Annotated in this window: 18 protein-coding genes; 2 read left to right on the top strand and 16 right to left on the bottom strand. The window is 62.4% G+C overall.

The genetic code is table 11. The annotated features are described in order from the left end of the window. Positions 1-56 precede the first annotated feature (56 nt). A complete protein-coding gene (locus HPQ64_RS01895; RefSeq protein ID WP_172886697.1) occupies positions 57-863 on the bottom strand; it encodes an undecaprenyl-diphosphate phosphatase in 807 nt (268 codons plus the stop codon). A 193-nt stretch (positions 864-1056) separates the two neighbouring features. Between HPQ64_RS01895 and HPQ64_RS01890 the strand changes: the two genes are divergently transcribed. Together HPQ64_RS01890 and queG are read left to right on the top strand one after the other, a co-directional pair. Beyond that, positions 1057-1749 (top strand): glutathione S-transferase family protein, encoded by a 693-nt coding sequence (locus HPQ64_RS01890; RefSeq protein ID WP_210260053.1) that lies wholly within the window; start codon positions 1057-1059, stop codon positions 1747-1749. Beyond that, positions 1746-2897 carry a tRNA epoxyqueuosine(34) reductase QueG gene (queG, locus tag HPQ64_RS01885; RefSeq protein ID WP_210260174.1) on the top strand — a complete coding sequence of 384 codons (1152 nt, stop codon included), beginning with the start codon at positions 1746-1748 and terminating at the stop codon, positions 2895-2897. The genes HPQ64_RS01890 and queG overlap by 4 nt, the downstream gene beginning before the upstream one ends. Positions 2898-2915: 18 nt before the next feature. On the opposite strand, the gene HPQ64_RS01880 is transcribed toward queG, so the two are convergent. The 15 genes from HPQ64_RS01880 to HPQ64_RS01810 all read right to left on the bottom strand — a co-directional run bounded on the left by HPQ64_RS01880 (position 2916) and on the right by HPQ64_RS01810 (position 16970). Then, entirely contained in the window at positions 2916-4121 is a 1206-nt protein-coding gene (locus HPQ64_RS01880) for an acyl-CoA dehydrogenase family protein (protein WP_172886695.1), read from the bottom strand. Positions 4122-4140: 19 nt separating this feature from the next. Then, entirely contained in the window at positions 4141-4911 is a 771-nt protein-coding gene (locus tag HPQ64_RS01875) for an SDR family NAD(P)-dependent oxidoreductase (RefSeq protein ID WP_172886694.1), read from the bottom strand. 170 nt (positions 4912-5081) lie between these two features. Then, positions 5082-5582, bottom strand: a complete 501-nt coding sequence (locus HPQ64_RS01870; protein ID WP_343035890.1) for an RNA pyrophosphohydrolase — start codon at positions 5580-5582, stop codon at positions 5082-5084. 6 nt (positions 5583-5588) lie between these two features. Beyond that, positions 5589-6764: a divergent polysaccharide deacetylase family protein gene (locus HPQ64_RS01865; RefSeq protein WP_210260052.1), complete on the bottom strand. Its 1176-nt coding sequence runs from the start codon at positions 6762-6764 to the stop codon at positions 5589-5591. A 100-nt stretch (positions 6765-6864) separates the two neighbouring features. Then, entirely contained in the window at positions 6865-8205 is a 1341-nt protein-coding gene (locus tag HPQ64_RS01860; protein WP_172886693.1) for a S41 family peptidase, read from the bottom strand. Then, on the bottom strand, positions 8202-9422 hold the full coding sequence (locus tag HPQ64_RS01855; protein WP_210260051.1) for a murein hydrolase activator EnvC family protein: 1221 nt from the start codon (positions 9420-9422) through the stop codon (positions 8202-8204). The genes HPQ64_RS01860 and HPQ64_RS01855 overlap by 4 nt, the downstream gene beginning before the upstream one ends. 350 nt (positions 9423-9772) lie before the next feature. Next, positions 9773-10255, bottom strand: coding sequence for a 23S rRNA (pseudouridine(1915)-N(3))-methyltransferase RlmH (gene rlmH / locus HPQ64_RS01850; protein ID WP_172886692.1), 483 nt, complete (start codon positions 10253-10255; stop codon positions 9773-9775). Positions 10256-10311: 56 nt separating this feature from the next. Continuing rightward, positions 10312-10722, bottom strand: coding sequence for a ribosome silencing factor (rsfS, locus tag HPQ64_RS01845; RefSeq protein WP_172886691.1), 411 nt, complete (start codon positions 10720-10722; stop codon positions 10312-10314). A gap of 320 nt (positions 10723-11042) precedes the next feature. Further along, the gene (locus HPQ64_RS01840; protein ID WP_210260050.1) at positions 11043-11696 is read right to left on the bottom strand and encodes a nicotinate-nucleotide adenylyltransferase; all 654 of its coding nucleotides are present in this window, start codon (positions 11694-11696) and stop codon (positions 11043-11045) included. A 10-nt stretch (positions 11697-11706) separates the two neighbouring features. Continuing rightward, entirely contained in the window at positions 11707-12993 is a 1287-nt protein-coding gene (locus HPQ64_RS01835) for a glutamate-5-semialdehyde dehydrogenase (protein WP_172886690.1), read from the bottom strand. Positions 12994-13035: 42 nt separating this feature from the next. Beyond that, on the bottom strand, positions 13036-14184 hold the full coding sequence (gene proB / locus HPQ64_RS01830) for a glutamate 5-kinase (protein WP_172886689.1): 1149 nt from the start codon (positions 14182-14184) through the stop codon (positions 13036-13038). 11 nt (positions 14185-14195) lie between these two features. Beyond that, positions 14196-15239: a GTPase ObgE gene (gene obgE / locus HPQ64_RS01825; RefSeq protein ID WP_172886688.1), complete on the bottom strand. Its 1044-nt coding sequence runs from the start codon at positions 15237-15239 to the stop codon at positions 14196-14198. Then, the gene (locus HPQ64_RS01820) at positions 15236-15808 is read right to left on the bottom strand and encodes a GNAT family N-acetyltransferase (RefSeq protein ID WP_172886687.1); all 573 of its coding nucleotides are present in this window, start codon (positions 15806-15808) and stop codon (positions 15236-15238) included. The genes obgE and HPQ64_RS01820 overlap by 4 nt, the downstream gene beginning before the upstream one ends. Continuing rightward, complete coding sequence (locus tag HPQ64_RS01815; RefSeq protein ID WP_210260049.1) at positions 15805-16401, bottom strand: GNAT family N-acetyltransferase; 597 nt, start codon at positions 16399-16401, stop codon at positions 15805-15807. The genes HPQ64_RS01820 and HPQ64_RS01815 overlap by 4 nt, the downstream gene beginning before the upstream one ends. After that, on the bottom strand, positions 16365-16970 hold the full coding sequence (locus HPQ64_RS01810) for a GNAT family N-acetyltransferase (RefSeq protein WP_172886686.1): 606 nt from the start codon (positions 16968-16970) through the stop codon (positions 16365-16367). Before HPQ64_RS01810 ends, HPQ64_RS01815 begins: the two co-directional genes overlap by 37 nt. Between the last annotated feature and the right edge of the window lie 64 nt (positions 16971-17034).

Genomic DNA, 17034 nt, shown 5'->3' with positions numbered 1-17034 from the left:
TAAGGTCTTCGTGCCGGCTGTTTCCAGGGTCGTCCGTATGGCGCGCGATGTGAAGATCACCCGTGGAAATAAAGCCCCGCGAAGCCTGCCAGCCCGACGACGATGCGCCACCAGGCGAAGGGCGCGAAGCCGTGCCTGGATACGAAGTCCAGAAGACCGCGCACCACGAAAATGCCGGCAATGAGAGCGGCAATGAAGCCGACCGATATGAGGGCGGCATCGTCGAGGGAAAGAACATTGCGGTTCTTGTAGAGGTCGAAGGCGAAGGCGCCGGCCATCGTCGGCATGGCCAGGAAGAATGAAAACTCCGCCGCCGAGCGCTTGTCCGTTCCGAGCAGCAGCGCACCTGCTATCGTGGCGCCCGATCGGGAAACGCCCGGTATCATCGCCAGCGTCTGGCAACAGCCGATCGCAACGCATAGCCACACGGGATAGCTCATCGCGTCGGTGTACTTTGGCTTGGTCGACAGGCGGTCGATGAAAAGAAGGATCACGCCACCAAGGACGAGTGTTGAGCAGATGAGAGCGGGGGATTCGAACAGGACCTTCTTGATGAAGCCGTGGGCAAAAACGCCGACCACGGCTGCCGGCAGGAAGGCGAGCACGATGCCGGTGGTGAAGCGCTGGGCCATCGGGTCGCTCGGCAGGGCTTTCGCGAGTTTCAGGAGGCGCGAGGAATAGACAGTCAGGATCGCCAATATGGCGCCGAGCTGGATTAGCACCTCGAAAGTTTTGCCAGTGCTGTGGAATCCGATGAAATGTCCGAGAAGCAGGATGTGGCCTGTCGATGAAACCGGTATGAATTCCGTCAGGCCCTCCACGAGGCCGAGAAGAAGGGCGCTTGCGAGTGTATCAGTTTCCATACAGGGCGATCTCCGCTCGCGCCGAATCGTTTCTGCTCTTTTCGCGGCGTATTGTGCAACGTTGCGTCACGGACTATACGGGAGCGCACGGGGGCGCAACCTCTTGCCGATACGGCATGAACCGTTGCGAAAGTGTTTTCGCCAATAGTCGCCAACATCGCTTGATAAGCGCGAACGGGTTACCATTCCCCTCATGCTGACGTTGTTCCACCATCCGTTTTCACCTGCATCGCGTTTCGTCCGGTTGATCCTGACCGAATATGGAGCGAAGCCGGAACTCGTCATCGAGCGCCCCTGGGAGCGGCGGCGGGAGTTTCTCCTGCTCAATCCGGCCGGTAGCGTACCTGTGCTGCAGGAAAATGACGGTCCGCCCGTCTGCGGCGTTTTCGCCATCATGGAGTATCTGGACGAAACGCGCGGTTATGCCGTCGGTAACCGCCGCCTTATGCCGGATCATCCGGATGCGCGCGCAGAAACCCGCCGCCTCGTCGACTGGGCGGTGAACAAGCTGGACCAGGAGGTGGTCGGCCCGTTCGTTCGCGAGCGGGTCTACAAGCAGGAAATGCCGGCATCGAGCGGTGGCGGTGCGCCCGATTCGACGGCGCTGCGCGCGGCCAGGGCCAACATCCGCCATCATATTCGCTATTTCGGTTATCTTGCCGCCTCGCGGAACTGGATTGCCGGCAGCCGGCTTGGATTTGCGGATTTCGCGGTTGCGGCGGAGCTTTCCTGCGCCGATTATCTGGGCGAGGTGCCATGGGAGGACGAGCAAAACGTGAAGACCTGGTACGCCAGGATAAAGTCGCGGCCAAGCTTCCGTCCGCTTCTGGGCGAGAGGGTGCGCGGCATGCCCCCGGCGGCGACCTACGAGGACCTGGACTTCTGACCCCGCGTGCCGCCGCGCGCCTCAAGAAGGCGCTTCAGAAGAAGGCCCGGGAACTGCGATTCGATCTTTGCCGGGTGGCGCCCGCCGATCTTGCGCCCCGGCATGGAGAAAACCTTCGCGCCTATGTGACGAACGGCTATCACGGCACGATGGCCTGGATGGAGGAAACGCTCTCCCGCCGGCAGCACCCGCAGGCGATCTGGCATGAAGCGCGTTCGGTGATCGTGCTGGCGATGTCCTACACGCCTGATATCGCGCCGAACGCCCATCTCTTGGCCAGGGACCGGGCAACGATTTCCGTCTATGCGCGCCACCGCGATTATCATGACATCGTCAAGGGCCGGCTCAAGGAACTGGCGCAGTTTCTTCTAGCGCGTGCGCGCGCCGCCGGCGTTCCGGATGGCGAGGTGAAGGTCTTCGTCGATACGGCACCCGTCATGGAAAAACCGCTCGCAGAGCAGGCCGGTGTCGGCTGGCAGGGCAAACACACCAATCTCGTCTCGCGGGAGTTGGGTTCGTGGTTCTTCCTGGCCGAGATTTTCACGACGCTGGATCTCCCGACGGACGAGGCCGAAATCGACCATTGCGGTTCCTGCCGCGCCTGCCTCGACGCTTGCCCGACGAAGGCATTCCCCGCGCCCTATCAGCTTGATGCGCGCCGTTGCATCTCCTACCTCACGATCGAGCACAAGGGGCCTATCCTTCGCGAATTCCGGAAGGCGATGGGAAATCGCATCTACGGCTGCGACGATTGTCTTGCGGCGTGCCCGTGGAACAAATTCGCCGTCGAGGCGCGGGAAGCGAAGCTGAAGGCGCGCGATGATCTTCTGGCACCGAAGCTCGCCGATCTCCTTAAGCTTGATGATGCGGCCTTCCGGACGCTGTTTTCAGGCTCGCCGATCAAGCGGATCGGGCGCGACAGGTTCATCCGTAACGTGCTGATCGCGGCCGGCAATTCGCAGGATACCTCTCTGCTGCCGGATATCGAGCGTTTGCTGGACGATCCGGCGCCGGTCGTGCGGGGGGCGGCCGTTTGGGCGCTGTCGCAACTGGCGGAGGCCGCTCGCTTCGCGGAACTTCAGGCAGCTACAAGACCGCATGAGGAAGATCCTGAAGTTCTGGCGGAATGGGCGGCTGCGAGCGGCTGATCGCGCCTCGCCGCGCTGTCAGCCCCATTTCCAGTAGTCGCTGCCCTCTATTGCGTAAGAGCGCGCCAGCACCATCTTGTGCACTTCCGACGCCCCGTCGACGAGCCTTGCGCAGCGGGCGTAGCGGTAGACCCATTCCAGGATCGTATCCTTGGAGTATCCGCGCGCGCCGTTGAGTTGCAGCGCCGTGTCGACTGCCTTTTGCAGCGTGTCGGCCACGTGAATCTTGGCGGAGGACACTTCGGTGCGCGCCCTGTCGCCCTGGTCGAGCTTCCAGGCGGCGTTCATGACGAGAAGACGGCCGATCTGGATGTCATGCGCCACTTCGCCAAGCTTGAGCTGCACGGATTCCCGGTCGGCAAGGCGAATGCCGAAGCCTTCGCGCCTGGACACATATTCCTGGGCGATTTCCATGCAGCGCTTGGCAAGGCCGAGCCAGCGCATACAGTGCGTGAGGCGGGCGGGGCCAAGCCTGATTTGCGTCAGCTTCAGGCCGTCGCCCACTTCCATCAGCCGGTTTTCATCCGGGATCGTCAAGCCGTCGAATTCAAGCTCGCACACGCCGCCGTGTTCGTCGGGGCCCATGTTCTCGATACGCCGGACGATGCGCCATCCCGGCTGGTCAGCGTGAAAGAGAAAGGCTGTCAGGTGTCTGCGCTTTTCCTCCGGGTTGGGGTCGGTGCGCGCCATGAGGATGAAGTGCCTGGCGACTGCCGCGCCGGAGATGAACCACTTGTGGCCGCGGATGCGCCAGCTGTCGCCGTCGCGGTCGGCCCGTGTCGCAATCATGCCGGGGTCCGATCCGCCGCCCGGATGGGGCTCGGTCATCACGAAGCTGGAGTTCACCTTTCCGTCCACGATCGGCTGTAGCCAGGCATCCTTCTGAGCTTCGGTCCCCACCATCTCAAGGGTGCGCATGTTGCCGTCGTCGGGTGCCGCGCAATTGAAGGCGGACGGCCCGAAGATCGAGCGGTTCGCCTCTTCGTAGAACACCGCCTGTCCCACCATCGGCAGGCCCAACCCGCCGCGCGCCTTTGAAATCTGCGGAGCCCAGAGCCCGACCGCCTTCGCCTTTTGCCTGAGCTCGTCGCGCAGGCTCATGCGGATGTTTTCGAATTCGTTGTAGTTCGCCGGATCGCTTTCCAGAGGGATAATGTGCTCATCGACGAATTCGCGAACCTTCAGGCGAAGCTCGTCGTGGCGCGGGTCGAGCGTAAAATCCATGCAAACAGCTCCGCTTTCGTCAGAGAGAAGATACCAGGTGGCCGCCGTCGACGGGGATGACGGCGCCGGTCATGTAGCGCGAGGCATCGCTCGCAAGCAGGATGAACGGACCGTCGAGCTCTTCGGGCTTGCCGGTCCGCCGCATGGGAATGCGCTTGATCATCGCCGCGCCCTGCGGGGTGTCGAAAAAGCCTGCGTTGATCTCCGTCTCGAAATAGCCGGGCGCGATCGCGTTCACGCGGATATCGTGGCGTGAAAGTTCGAGCGCCAGAACCTTGGTCATCTGGACGACACCGGCCTTGGAGATCGCATAGGGCGCCACGCCCTTGGCGACGCGCTCGCCGAGGATCGAGGCGATGTTGACGATCGCGCCGGGCGTAGCTGTATCGCGCCAGTGGCGTCCTGCGGCGGTGGAAAGCAGCCAGACGCCGCGCAGGTTGACGTTCACGACCTGGTCGAAATCCTCCGCAGTCTGGTCCAGCGCGGTTCCGCCGCTCGCCGTGCCCGCATTGTTGACGAGAACATCCAGCCCATCGAACGCCTCGACGACGTCGGCGATGCAAGCGTCGATCGACGTTTCGTCGCTAACGTCCAGCGTGCTGGCGAGAGCACGCTCCGCGCCGAGGGCAAGAAGTTCTTTGCACAGATCTTCAAGGCGTTCGCGCCGTCTTGCGGCAATGGCGACCTTCGCTCCCTGCCGGGCGGAGAGGCGGGCGAAATGCATGCCAAGCCCGCTCGATGCGCCGGTGATCAAGATGCGCCTGCCCCTAAGCGCCGAGCCGAAATCCATGAGCGCCCTCCCGTTTGCGCAGATGTTTTTTGCTTGTCTACCCGCAATTTAGTGTGCTTTCCACGAATGCGGAACCGCTTTCGAAATCAGAAATTACCCCGATCCCAACTTGCTCCGGGAGGAAGCGGATGCAGTTTTACGGGTATTCGATGTCCGGGAGGGCTATGCCGTCAGGCGGTCAAATCCGCGAAAGCCGAAACGACGCGTTTATAGACGTCCCGCTTGAAGGGAATTACCAGGTCGCAAAGCCTGTCCGCCTTTTCCCAGCGCCAGTCACAGAATTCCCGCTCATGGCCATCAGGCGGGGACTGGATATTTATCTCCGCCTCTTCGCCCATGAAGCGGAAGGCATACCACTTCTGCGCCTGGCCACGGTATTTCCCCTTGCGGGTGCGTTCCAGCACCTGAGGGGGAAAATCATAGGTGAACCATTCGGGGGCTTCGGCGATCAACTCGATGGAGCGGATCGACGTTTCCTCGTAGAGCTCGCGTTTGGCCGCAAGCAGGGGATCCTCACCCGGGTCAATACCGCCTTGTGGCATCTGCCAGGCGTGCTCCGGCTCCGCGTCGTGTTCCGGAACGCGCTTTCCCACCCATACGAGGCCTTTCGCGTTCACGAGCATGACGCCCACGCAAGGACGATAGGGAAGCGTCTCCACGTCGATCGTCACCGCGAACTAGTTCCCGACCGAGCGATCGATAGAGGCGCTGACCGGGATGAGTTGCAAGCCGCGCTCCTCCAGCGTCCTGGACCATTCGGCAAGTTGTTCGATCGTCACCGGTAATGCGGAGGCGCCGCCAACCGCCATGCCTTGCGCCCGCGCGACGCCTTCAAGCTGAAGCAGGCGCGAGGTGATTTCATCGGGCTTCGGCACTTCATCAAGCACGATGTCGACCTTGGAGAACGGCGTGTGTTCCCCGCTTGCCACGGTCGCCGCGACGCTGCGCGACGACGAACCGTCGTCGAGATACATCAGTCCGCGATCGGTGACCTGGGAAAAGAGGCCTTGCAGCGCCGCTTCGTCCGAGGTGAAACGGGCGCCGGTATAGTTGGTCACACCCACATAGTTAGTCAGGCGCGACAGCAGCCAGGCGAGGCGGTCGTGGATCTGGTCGGACTTGAGGTTCACGAGAAGCGTGTGGGGGCCGGGGTCGTTGTCGGGATAATCGAAAGGCTCCAGAGGAAGCTGAAGCAGCATCTCGTGACCCTGCTGCCTTGCCCGTTGCATCCAGCGGTCGAGGCTCGACCCGTAGGGGGCGAAGGCGAAGGTGGTTTCCGGCGGCAATTTCTCGATCGCCATTTGCGTCGTCGTTTGCGACAACCCCAAGCCGCCGACCACGATGGCGATCTTCGGCACGTTGGGGAAGGAATTGTCGGCCGGCCGCGCGTAGAGATCGAGCGGTCGCAGCCCGTCGGCTGAAACGGCGGGAAGCGGGCCGTAGGGGCCGGGTTCCATCACGCGGGAATCGGCCCGGATAGAAAGACTTGAGGGGATCGGCGGAGTTACGCCGGCGGCAACGGTCTGCGACAAATCGGGGTTCGGTTCGAACCTGGGGCCGAGAGGCTTCTGGGCTTCTCTCTTGCCGTTTGCGGTTTGCGAGGAGGATTCGTCGTTGAGTACCGGATCGATGCCGACGACGCCGATGTCTCGCGCGGAAAGGCCTTCCAACGATCGTTCGAGGCGAACCACAGCCGTCGGTTCGCCGCCAAGGGGGTCGTCCACGACGCCGATCCAGACCAGTGCGGTAGTGATCAGAATGACGAGAAGGCCGGCCCCGACGAGGCCGAACGGCAAGCGCATGATTTTGCGCTTGCCCAGTCCGAGGGGAGCGGACAGATCATTCGAGCTCATATTCGGTCAAACCGCCTTTGCCGCATCGCCGGGCCACTCCCTCAATGACCTGGAGTCGATCTGCGTTGATATTCGAACCGGCTACTAGCGACTTGGCCGATCAGTTGGGAACGGATGCCTTCTGCTCACCGGTTGGCGGGAAGGCGCTGTGTACCTGGATGCCCCGCAACAGGTCGAGGGCAAGCTTGAGCTGCGCGTCGTCCTTCGGGTCGGTCGGAACGTAGGCCTGGCTGCCGGAGCCTTCGTTCTCCTCGCCGTCTTCCGCTTGCAGATGGCCGCGCAAGCCTGCTTCGCCCTTGGTCTCGGCCTTGCCTTTCAGTTCGTCGGGCAGTTCCTGAAGGACTTCGATGTCGGGCTCGATGCCCTTGGCCTGGATGGATGTGCCGGAGGGCGTGTAGTAACGCGCCGTGGTCAGGCGGATGGCGCCATTCGCGCCAAGCGGGATGATCGTCTGCACGGAGCCCTTGCCGAAGGAGCGGGTGCCGAGAATGGTCGCGCGGCGATGGTCCTGCAGCGCACCCGCCACGATCTCCGAGGCCGAAGCCGAACCGCCGTTCAGCAGCACGATCACCGGAACGCCTTTGACGAGGTCGCCGGAACGGGCGTTGTAGCGCTGCGTTTCCTCGCTGTTGCGCCCGCGTGTGGAGACGATCTCGCCACGGTCGAGGAAGGCGTCGGAAACGGCGATCGCCTGATCCAGCAGGCCGCCCGGATTGTTGCGCAGGTCGATCACGAAGCCCTTGAGCCTCGTTTCGCCGATGGATTTCGTCAGTGATTCGATACCGTCGCGCAAGCCATCGAACGTCTGTTCGTTGAATTGGGTGACGCGGATGTAGCCGACATCGTCCTCTTCTCGGAAGCGCACGGACTTGATGCGGATGACGTCCCGCTTGATGGAAAATTTCAGCGCTTCGTCGGCGCCCTCGCGGCGAACCGTGATTTCGATTTCGGTGCCCACGGCGCCGCGCATGCGCTCGACCGCTTCGTTGAGGGTCAGGCCCTGCACCTGTTCGCCGTCGAGGTGGGTGATCAGGTCGCCGGCCAGCACGCCGGCCTTGAATGCCGGTGTGTCGTCGATAGGTGTGACGACCTTGACGAGCCCGTCTTCCATGGTGACCTCAATGCCGAGGCCGCCGAATTCGCCGCGGGTCTGCACCTGCATGTCGCGGAAGTTCTTCGGCGACAGGTAGCTGGAATGCGGATCGAGCGACGACAGCATGCCGTTTATCGCCGATTCGATCAGCTTCGCGTCATCCGGCGTCTCGACATAGTCGGACCGGACACGTTCGAACACATCTCCGAACAGGTTGAGCTGCCTGTAGGTGTCGGATGCGGCGGCGTTTGCGACACCGCTGACGCGTACCGGAACTTGCGACAGCGTCGTCACGGCGGTTGCGCCCATAACGACACCAACCAGGAGTAGTGAGGCTTTCCGAATCATCCGCGAACCTTTTCGTCTTCGGCTCGATCCCACCATGGCGATGGATCGATCGCGATGCCGTCTTTTCTGAATTCAACGTAGAGGACGGGCTGAGTCGCTGCAAGGTCAAGGGTCGCTGCACTTGCCAATTGCGTCGATCCCATCTCCGCCACGGGTTCCCCGGCGAGAACGAACTGCCCCAACTCCACGTCTATGCGTCCCAATCCGGCAAGAAGGATATGATACCCGTCGCCGGCGTTCAGGATCAAGAGCTGGCCGTAGGAACGGAACGGTCCGGCATAGACCACCCAGCCATCGGTCGGCGCCGTAACCTGGGCACCGGAACGGGTGGCGATGGACTGGCCCTCGGTCAAACCGCCGAATCCGTCGTCTTCGCCAAAGCTTCTGAGAGAGGAGCCGGCCACCGGAAGCGGCAGGTTTCCTTTCGTGTTCACAAATGCGACAGCGGGCGCCAGCCGGCCCGGATCGGCAAAGGGTGCCGCGGCGGTTTCCGTTTCGCCGGCCTTCGCCCGTGCGGCTTCGGCGGCGCGCGCCTCTTCCGCCGCCCTGCGCGCGCTTTCGATTTCTTCTTCGATGGAGGCTATCAGCGTCTTCAGGGACGTCGCCTGCTCCGCCAGTTGCGCTGCGCGTTCGCGCTCGGATTCCAGTTCGGCCTGGTTTCTCGCGCGCTGTTCCCTTTTGGAGGCCAGTATCAGTTCCACGCGCTTGCGCTCTTCGGCAAGGCGCCCGGCATCGGTCGTCAGCCGGTCCCGCTCCGCCGCGATGGAGACTTTCAGCCGACGCAATTCCTTCAGGTCGCTCGACAGCGCCTGAGTTTCGATGTGAACTTCCGGCATGACCGCGTTGAGAAGTAGCGCGCCGCGAACGGCGCCGATCGCGTCTTCCGGCCTTACCGCGAGCGCGGGCGGCGGACGCTGGCCGATCCGCTGCAGCGCGGATAGCACTTCCGTCAATACGCCTTCCCGTTCTCTCAAAGAAGCCAGCACGGTTTCCTCGTTCCTCACCAGGCGGCCAAGCCGCGCCTCGGTTGCCGCCAACTGGTCCTCAAGCGCCTTGACCCGCTGTGCGGTGCGCAAAAGGTCTACGTTGAGCGCCTCCCGGTCCCGGTCGATCGCGCGGATCTCGCGGGCGATCGCCGCCTGCCTTTCGGCCGACAGCTCGATGTCCTGCGTAAGGGCGCCCAGTTCCTTTTCCCGCTCGGCGATCCGTCCGCTCAAGGCGCTCTCGTCGGCGCCTTCGCCCGGCGTATCCTGCCCTGACGCGGCAGTTGCGCCGAATAGGAGGCACAGACTCAACAAGAAAGCCGTCACGGCGTCCCGAGCCCGGGCTGACCCAATGCGCATACCCACCCCTTGAGAAACGTTCGAACAGGTCGCAACCATGGCCGGGTGCTTTTTCTGCACCGTCATCTCGCCTGTCCGTTTCCCTCAGGATGGCTCCGTCACGTTAATGAATCGTCAACCATAACGACCGTTCGCGCGGAGGCCCCATCGATCATTCGTTCGCTAGTTTACAAATGAGGCAGAATACGGGCGTTGGAATGGTTATGCCCAATCGGCAGGCGATATCATGCGCGGTGATAGGGGTGACCACTCAAAATCGTGATCGCGCGATAAACCTGTTCGGCGGCAAGACTGCGCACGATCTGGTGCGGCCATGTCATCGGCCCGAAGGCGAGTTTCAGCTCCGCTGCGTTCAACACTTCGTCACCGTGCCCGTCCGGCCCGCCGACGAGGAGGGCGATGGCCGGTGCGCCGCTGTCTTTCCAGCTTTCGAACCGTGCGGCAAAGGCCTCGCTCGTGAACGTCTTGCCGTTTTCGTCGAGTGCGATGACGATACACCCTGCCGGCAGCGCCTTCATGAGTGCGCGCGCTTCGTTTGCCTTGCGCTCTTCCGCGCGCGGCGAACGGTCTTCCGGTATTTCGATTTCTTGCGCGGAGGATATTCCAAGCGGGCGACCGGCCTTGCCGATCCGCTCTGCGTATCTGTCGAAAAGCTGCCGTTCGGCGCCGGCTTTCAGGCGTCCGATAGAGGCGAACAACACACGCACAAGCCGCTGCCGGAAAAATCCGGTCCCTGAATAAGATACTGCCCGTCAGGCGTGCTTCAGCCCGATAGTCTGGGTGTCGCCGGAATGTCGGCGGACCACATCTTCTCGATGTTGTAAAAGCCGCGCACTTCCGGACGGAAAATGTGGATCACCACATCTCCGGCGTCGATCAGCACCCAGTCGCAAGCCGAAAGTCCTTCGACCCGCGCCGCTCCGTGCCCGGAGTCCTTGAGATCGCGCAATAGATGATCGGCGATGGCGCCCACGTGCCGGTGAGAACGGCCCGAGGTGACCACCATGTGATCGGCGATCGCGGATTTTCCGGTGATGTCGATTGAAACGGTGTCCTCGGACTTGGAGTCTTCCAGACTGGCGAGGACGATATCGAGCAGATTGCCGCGCTTGGCAACGGAAATCGCTTCATCCTGATGAGAGGACGCCACGGTCCCCTCGGATTCAAAGGTCATGCTCAGACGTGTAGCCCTTCGTCTGGAGCATATCCCGCGAAATCAGAACCGGATTTCGCGACACTGATATGCTCAAGCCATTGATTCAGGGGCGTTTCCTTGTCACGAAAGCGATGCCGCTTTCGTGGAAAGCGCTCCAGGTCAGGGATAACGCGGACCAACCCGCGTATCCGGAAGCTCGATTCTGGTCGCTCGAACATGCTTCGCGCATGATCGAAACCAGATCGAACGACTGTAAAGATAAGCGATCCGGATCGACATTTTCAAGATGTGGCGGGCCGGCGAAAGGTGCGAACAGAGCCGGAATGCGTTTTAGAGCCTCATTGACCCGCAACTGTCACACGCCCGCAACGCTGTGCCCGCAACATTGTCGAGGACGTATCGTCGAGGCGGGTGTGCAGGAAAGTCCAGGCCGGCGCGGGGGTGTCGGCAAGGCGCGCGGCCAGGCGTTCGTCGCGCCGATACGGCGCATAAGCGGTTGCCGCAACCGATTTCAGTGCCGCGAAGGACGCCCCGGGCCGGTCCACGACGATCACCGGTACGCTTTCCAGGATGGAACGCCAGGCCCGCCAGCGATGGAAGGTCATCAGGTTATCGGCGCCGATAACCCAGGCGAATTGCAGATTCGGGCGGATATCCCGCAGTTTTGCGAGCAGGCTGGCGGAATAGGTCGTGCCGGCCAGCGCCTCGAAGGCGGTTACCTTCATGCGCGGGTGGCGGGTCAGTTTTTTTACCGCTTCCACCCGCTCCTCGAGGGGCGCGAGCCCGCCGCGTTCCTTCAGCGGGTTGCCGGGTGTGACCAGCCACCATATCTGGTCGAGGCCGCAGCGTTTCAGCGCCGTTTCGGCAACCATCCTGTGGCCGGAGTGTGGCGGGTTGAACGACCCGCCGAACAGGCCGATCCGGTTGCCGGGTTCGGCATGGGGCAGCCGCATCCACTCCGCAGGCGGCACTGCAATGAGGCCGGCTGTCATTGCCGGCCCGTCATGGCCGGGTCTGGCCGGAGCCGCGCACCCGGTACTTGAAGCTTGTCAGTTGCTCCAGACCAACGGGTCCGCGCGCATGCATGCGTCCCGTCGCGATGCCGATCTCCGCGCCCATGCCGAATTCTCCGCCGTCTGCGAATTGCGTCGAGGCGTTGTGCACGAGGATCGCCGAATCCACTTCGTTGAAAAACTTCTCCACCGCTGCCGCATCCTCGGCGATGATGCCGTCCGTGTGATGCGACCCATAGGTCTCGATATGGTCGATGGCCTCGTCGATGCCGTCGACGATCTTCACGGACAGGATCGCGTCGAGATATTCGCTGCGCCAGTCTTTTTCATCGGCCGGTTTTGCGCCCGCGAAGTACGTTTTGACTTTTTCCTCGCCGCGAATTTCACAGCCGCGCTCTTCAAGCGCGCGGAGGATCGGCGCGAGGTGGGTATCGGCAACCGTGCGGTCGACAAGAAGCGTTTCCAGCGCGCCGCAGATGCCTGTGCGCCGCATTTTCGCATTCGTCACCACATCCACCGCCATTCCCAAGTCCGCTGAACGGTCGATGAAAAGGTGGCAGATTCCCTCAAGATGCGCGAAAACGGGTACTCGCGCTTCCGTTTGCACGCGCTCGACCAGGCTCCGTCCACCGCGCGGCACGATCACATCTACCTGGCCGTTCAGGCCCTTCAGCAATTCTCCCACAGCCCCCCTGTCGGTGACGGGCACGAACTGGATAGCCGCCTCCGGCAGACCTGCGGCCTTCAAGCCTTCGACAAGGCTTGCGTGAATGGCAATGTTGGAGCGGATGGTGTCCGACCCGCCACGCAAAATGGCAGCGTTACCCGCTTTCAGGCAAAGCGCGCCAGCATCCGCCGTCACATTCGGGCGGCTTTCGTAGATGATGCCGATCACGCCGAGCGGCGTTCTCACCCGCTCGATCTTAAGCCCGTTCGGGCGGTCCCAGGAATCGACGACCTTGCCGACGGGATCGTCGAGCCCGGCAATCGCTTCAAGGCTTGCGGCAATCGCCTCGATCCGCTCTTCACTGAGCGTGCCGCGGTCGAGATAGGCGGGCGTCTGGTCGTTCGCCTTCATCGCGGCGATGTCCTGAGCGTTCTCCGAAAGGATTTCCGCCGTGTGGGCGCGCAGACTTTCCGCCATGGCATTAAGGGCCGCGTTCTTTGTGGCGGTCGGTGCCGTTGCAAGCTTGCGTGCGGCCGCGCGTGCGTTCGCGCCCATTTCGAGCATCAGCTCTTCGATATTGGCCTGACCGGCCACCGCTTCCTGCAACATCGCTCTTGTCCTGTAAATTCCGAGTGTCGTTCTTTTTGTGGTCTACATGTTTCTTTCAACGGCCGCCCCGTCAAGGACCAGGTCGTCCCGGTGGATCATCTCCGCACGACCGGCGTAACCCAAAATCGCCTCGATTTCGCGGCTGTTGCGCCCGAGAATGAGGCTCGCCTCCGGGAAATCGTAAGCCACAAGGCCGCGTCCTATGAGACGCCCCGCATCGTCCAGGAGGCGCACGGCGTCGCCACGTGAAAAGTCGCCGTCGATGGCCCTCACGCCGGCGGGCAAAAGGCTCTTGCCGCTTAGCAGGGCGCGTACGGCCCCGGTATCGAGGTGCAGCGTGCCACGCGTTTCCAGATGCCCTCCGATCCAGGCCTTGCGCGCCGAGCCGGGGGTGGATGAGGCGAGAAACCACGTCGCGCGGGCGTCGCCATCGATCGCGGTGAGCGGGTTGAGACGCTTGCCGCTCGCAATCGCCATCACCGTACCGGCCGAAGTCGCGATCTTGGCGGCCTCGATCTTGGTCTTCATCCCGCCGCGCGAAAGTTCCGACCCGGCGGAGCCCGCCATGGCTTCGATTTCTTCCGTGACAACCGGAACGACGGGAATGAACAGCGCATCCGGATCGCTCGCGGGCGGGGCGGTGTAAAGGCCGTCGACATCGGAAAGCAGAACCAGGCACTCGGCACTCACCATCGTCGCGACGCGCGCGGCGAGCCGGTCGTTGTCGCCGTAGCGGATTTCGGAGGTCGCCACGGTATCGTTCTCGTTGACGATCGGGATCGCGCCGAATTTCAAGAGCGTCGATACGGTTTCGCGAGCGTTGAGGTAGCGCCGGCGTTCTTCCGTGTCGCCAAGGGTAAGCAGGATCTGACCGGCCGTGAGGCCGCGCGCGCCCAGGCTCTCGGAATAGGCGCGGGACAGAGAGATTTGCCCGACGGACGCCGCTGCCTGGGCCTGTTCCAGTTTCAGCGGCCCCTTCGGCAGGCCGAGGACACCGCGCCCGAGCGCGATGGACCCTGAGGATACGACAATGATTTCCGCCCCGCCCCTTGCGAGTTTCTGAAGATCATCGGCAAGGGAGTCCAGCCATTCGCGCTTGAGACGGCCGTTATCGACGAGAAGGGATGAGCCGATCTTCACGACAATACGCCTGAAATCGGCCAGATGCATGGGGGTGGCGGTCGTGGTCATGTCATTATGCCTCAAGGCCGCCAGGGCTCTTCGAGCTTGGAGGGAACCTGATTCGCCTCAACCTCCTTGTCGCGGTCGATCGCGCGAACCATCATGCGCAAGGTCCGGTCGATGTTCTCGCGGCTTGCCGAGGAAATAACGATTGGCTTCTGGCCGCAGGCTGCTTCCAGCGCCTTCTCCTTTTCCTCGCGCACTTCCGGCGTCAGCGCGTCCGCCTTGGAAAGGGCGACTATCTCGGGCTTGTCGGTCAGGCCGTGGCCGTAGGCCTCCAGTTCGCCGCGCACGACCTTGTAGGCGTTCCCCGGGTCTTCATCCGTCCCGTCGACGAGGTGAAGCAGAACGCGCGTGCGCTCGACGTGGCCGAGAAAACGGTCACCCAGCCCCACGCCGTCATGCGCGCCTTCGATGAGCCCCGGAATATCCGCCAGCACGAATCCCCGCCCGTCGATTTCCACGACGCCGAGGTTCGGGTGCAGCGTCGTGAAGGGATAGTCGGCGATCTTCGGCTTGGCGGCGGATACGGCTGCAAGAAAGGTCGATTTGCCGGCATTGGGAAGCCCGACAAGACCTGCATCCGCAATCAGCTTGAGCCTCAGCCAGATCCACTTTTCCTCACCGGCCAAACCCGGATTGGCATGGCGCGGCGCCTGGTTCGTCGAGGATTTGAAGTGCGAATTGCCGAAGCCGCCGTTGCCGCCTTTCAAGAGCAGAAACCGCTGGCCGGGCTGCGTCATGTCCGTGATCGGCGTATCGTTGTCCTCTTCCAGGATTTCGGTGCCGACGGGAACGCGCAGGATCACATCCTCGCCTTTGCCGCCCGTGCGGTTGCGGCCCATTCCATGGGTGCCGGTCTTCGCCTTGAAGTGTTGGTGATAGCGGTAATCGATCAGGGTATTCAGCCCTTCGACGCATTCGATCCATACATCGCCGCCGCGCCCGCCGTCGCCGCCGTCCGGGCCGCCGAACTCGATATATTTCTCACGGCGAAAGGAGACGCATCCGGCACCGCCGTCGCCGGAGCGTACGTAAATCTTCGCCTGATCGAGAAACTTCATTCCACCAGCTCTTTTTCCGCTTCCTGCTCCGCCGCATGCTGCGTCGTCGTCAGGAAGGTGTTTCGTTCAAGGCGCAGAACAAGCGATGGCATGGCCTCGCCCCTAGCTTGCGACGCGCAGTTCCCGCTTGCCGTTTCCTCAAAGCCCAGTTTGCGCAAAACGGCGATCGAGGTCGGATTTTCCGCCATGGCCTCCGCCTCCACGCCATGCGCGTCGAAGGTTGAGAAAAGCCATGTGAGTGCGGCATGCGCCGCTTCGCTCATATAGCCCCGGCCCCAGAAAGGCCGGCCAAGCCAATAGCCGATCCGGGGTGTTTCCCGCAACTTCCGAAACGAAATGGCTCCGATGAGCCCGCTCCCGTCGTCGATCGCGAAAGTCTGCTCGTCCTTTCCATCCGTTGCGCGGATGTGCTCCAGCCATTCGATTGCGTTTCGCCGCTCGTAAGGGTGCGGGACGACCGCCAGCATTTTTGAGACTTCGAAATCGCCGGCAAATTCGACCACCCGGTCGATGTCGTGATCGCACGGAGTGCGCAGCGTCAGGCGAGCTGTCTTCAGATTATCCGTCATGATGAATATCTCTTTTCGAATTCTTTTCGTTCAAGGCACATCGTAAAGTTCTCGACCACTTCGCCCCTGGCTCTTGAATACCTTTTACACTGGCCTGTGGAGACAAAGCCAATCTTCTCAAGCAGCTTGCGCGAGCGCCCGTTGTCCTTGAATACGCGTGCGGCGAATCCAGGCGCGCCATGCGCCTCGAAAGCCCAGTCGAGAACCGCCTGGGCAGCCTCGAAGGCATATCCGAAACCTTGAAACGGCCTGCCGATCCAGTATCCGAGCGTCGGCAGTTTTGCGTATTCCTCCAGGTCGCCGGGCGCTTCCATGGCCACCACGCCGATGAAGACCCCGCCGAGAGTGACCGCGAAAACGGCCTCCCTGACGGCAGGGTTACAGGAAAGCGCCTCTTCCACGAAAGTTTCGGCCGAGCCTTCTTCATAGGGCCAGGCGAAACCGGTCGTCCAGCGCGCAACCTCGAAATCGCGCCCGCCGAGCTTCTCTATCGCATCGGCATCCGCCGGCAGGAGCGGGCGCAGAACAAGTCGCCGCGTTCTGAGCTCCGGCGGTTTCATGACGCGCGCGCCCACTTCTTCAGGGCCTGCCATGTGCTGCGTTCCAGGTAGAAACGCTCGACCGAAACGGCGCCGCCCGCGGCCCGTGACTGGATCATGCTCTGGTCGCGATACTGAAAGCCGCATTTCACCAGGACCCGCCTCGAGGCCGGATTGATGATGCGGATTGCGCCTTCGAGCCGTGAAATCGGCGTGTTCGTGAAGACGTGATCGATCAGGGTCTGAGAGGCTTCCGTCGCATATCCCTTGCCCTGGAACGGCTCGCCGATCCAGTAGCCGAGATGAACCTCGCCCGAATCCCCGAACGCGCCGAAACCCGCAGCGCCGATGAAGCGGCCGGTCGACTTCAGCCTGACCGCAAATTTCGCCCATCGCGGACCGTTGTCCTCGCAGCGCGCCACCATTTCGCGCGCATCTTGAAGGCTGAAGGGATGCGGCATCGTCGCCAGCATCGAGGCGATCTTTCGGTTGTTTGCCAGATAGACGATGTCCGCGAGATCGTCGTTACGCGGCGCGTCGAGGCGCAGCCGCGCGGTTTCCTGCGGCGTCAAGGCCGCATCCGGACTTCTCTCTTCACTGTCTTCCCTCAGATCGGCAACCATATTGTCCTCCCGGCGGACGGATAAAAGAAAAAGGGGAGATGGCGTCCCATCTCCCCTTGATCTC

Source organism: Hongsoonwoonella zoysiae (assembly GCF_013266695.1).
GTDB classification, from domain to species: Bacteria; Pseudomonadota; Alphaproteobacteria; order Rhizobiales; family Stappiaceae; genus Hongsoonwoonella; species Hongsoonwoonella zoysiae.
Note: the sequence above shows the minus strand (reverse complement) of the source record. Positions and strands in the feature narration are given on the sequence as shown.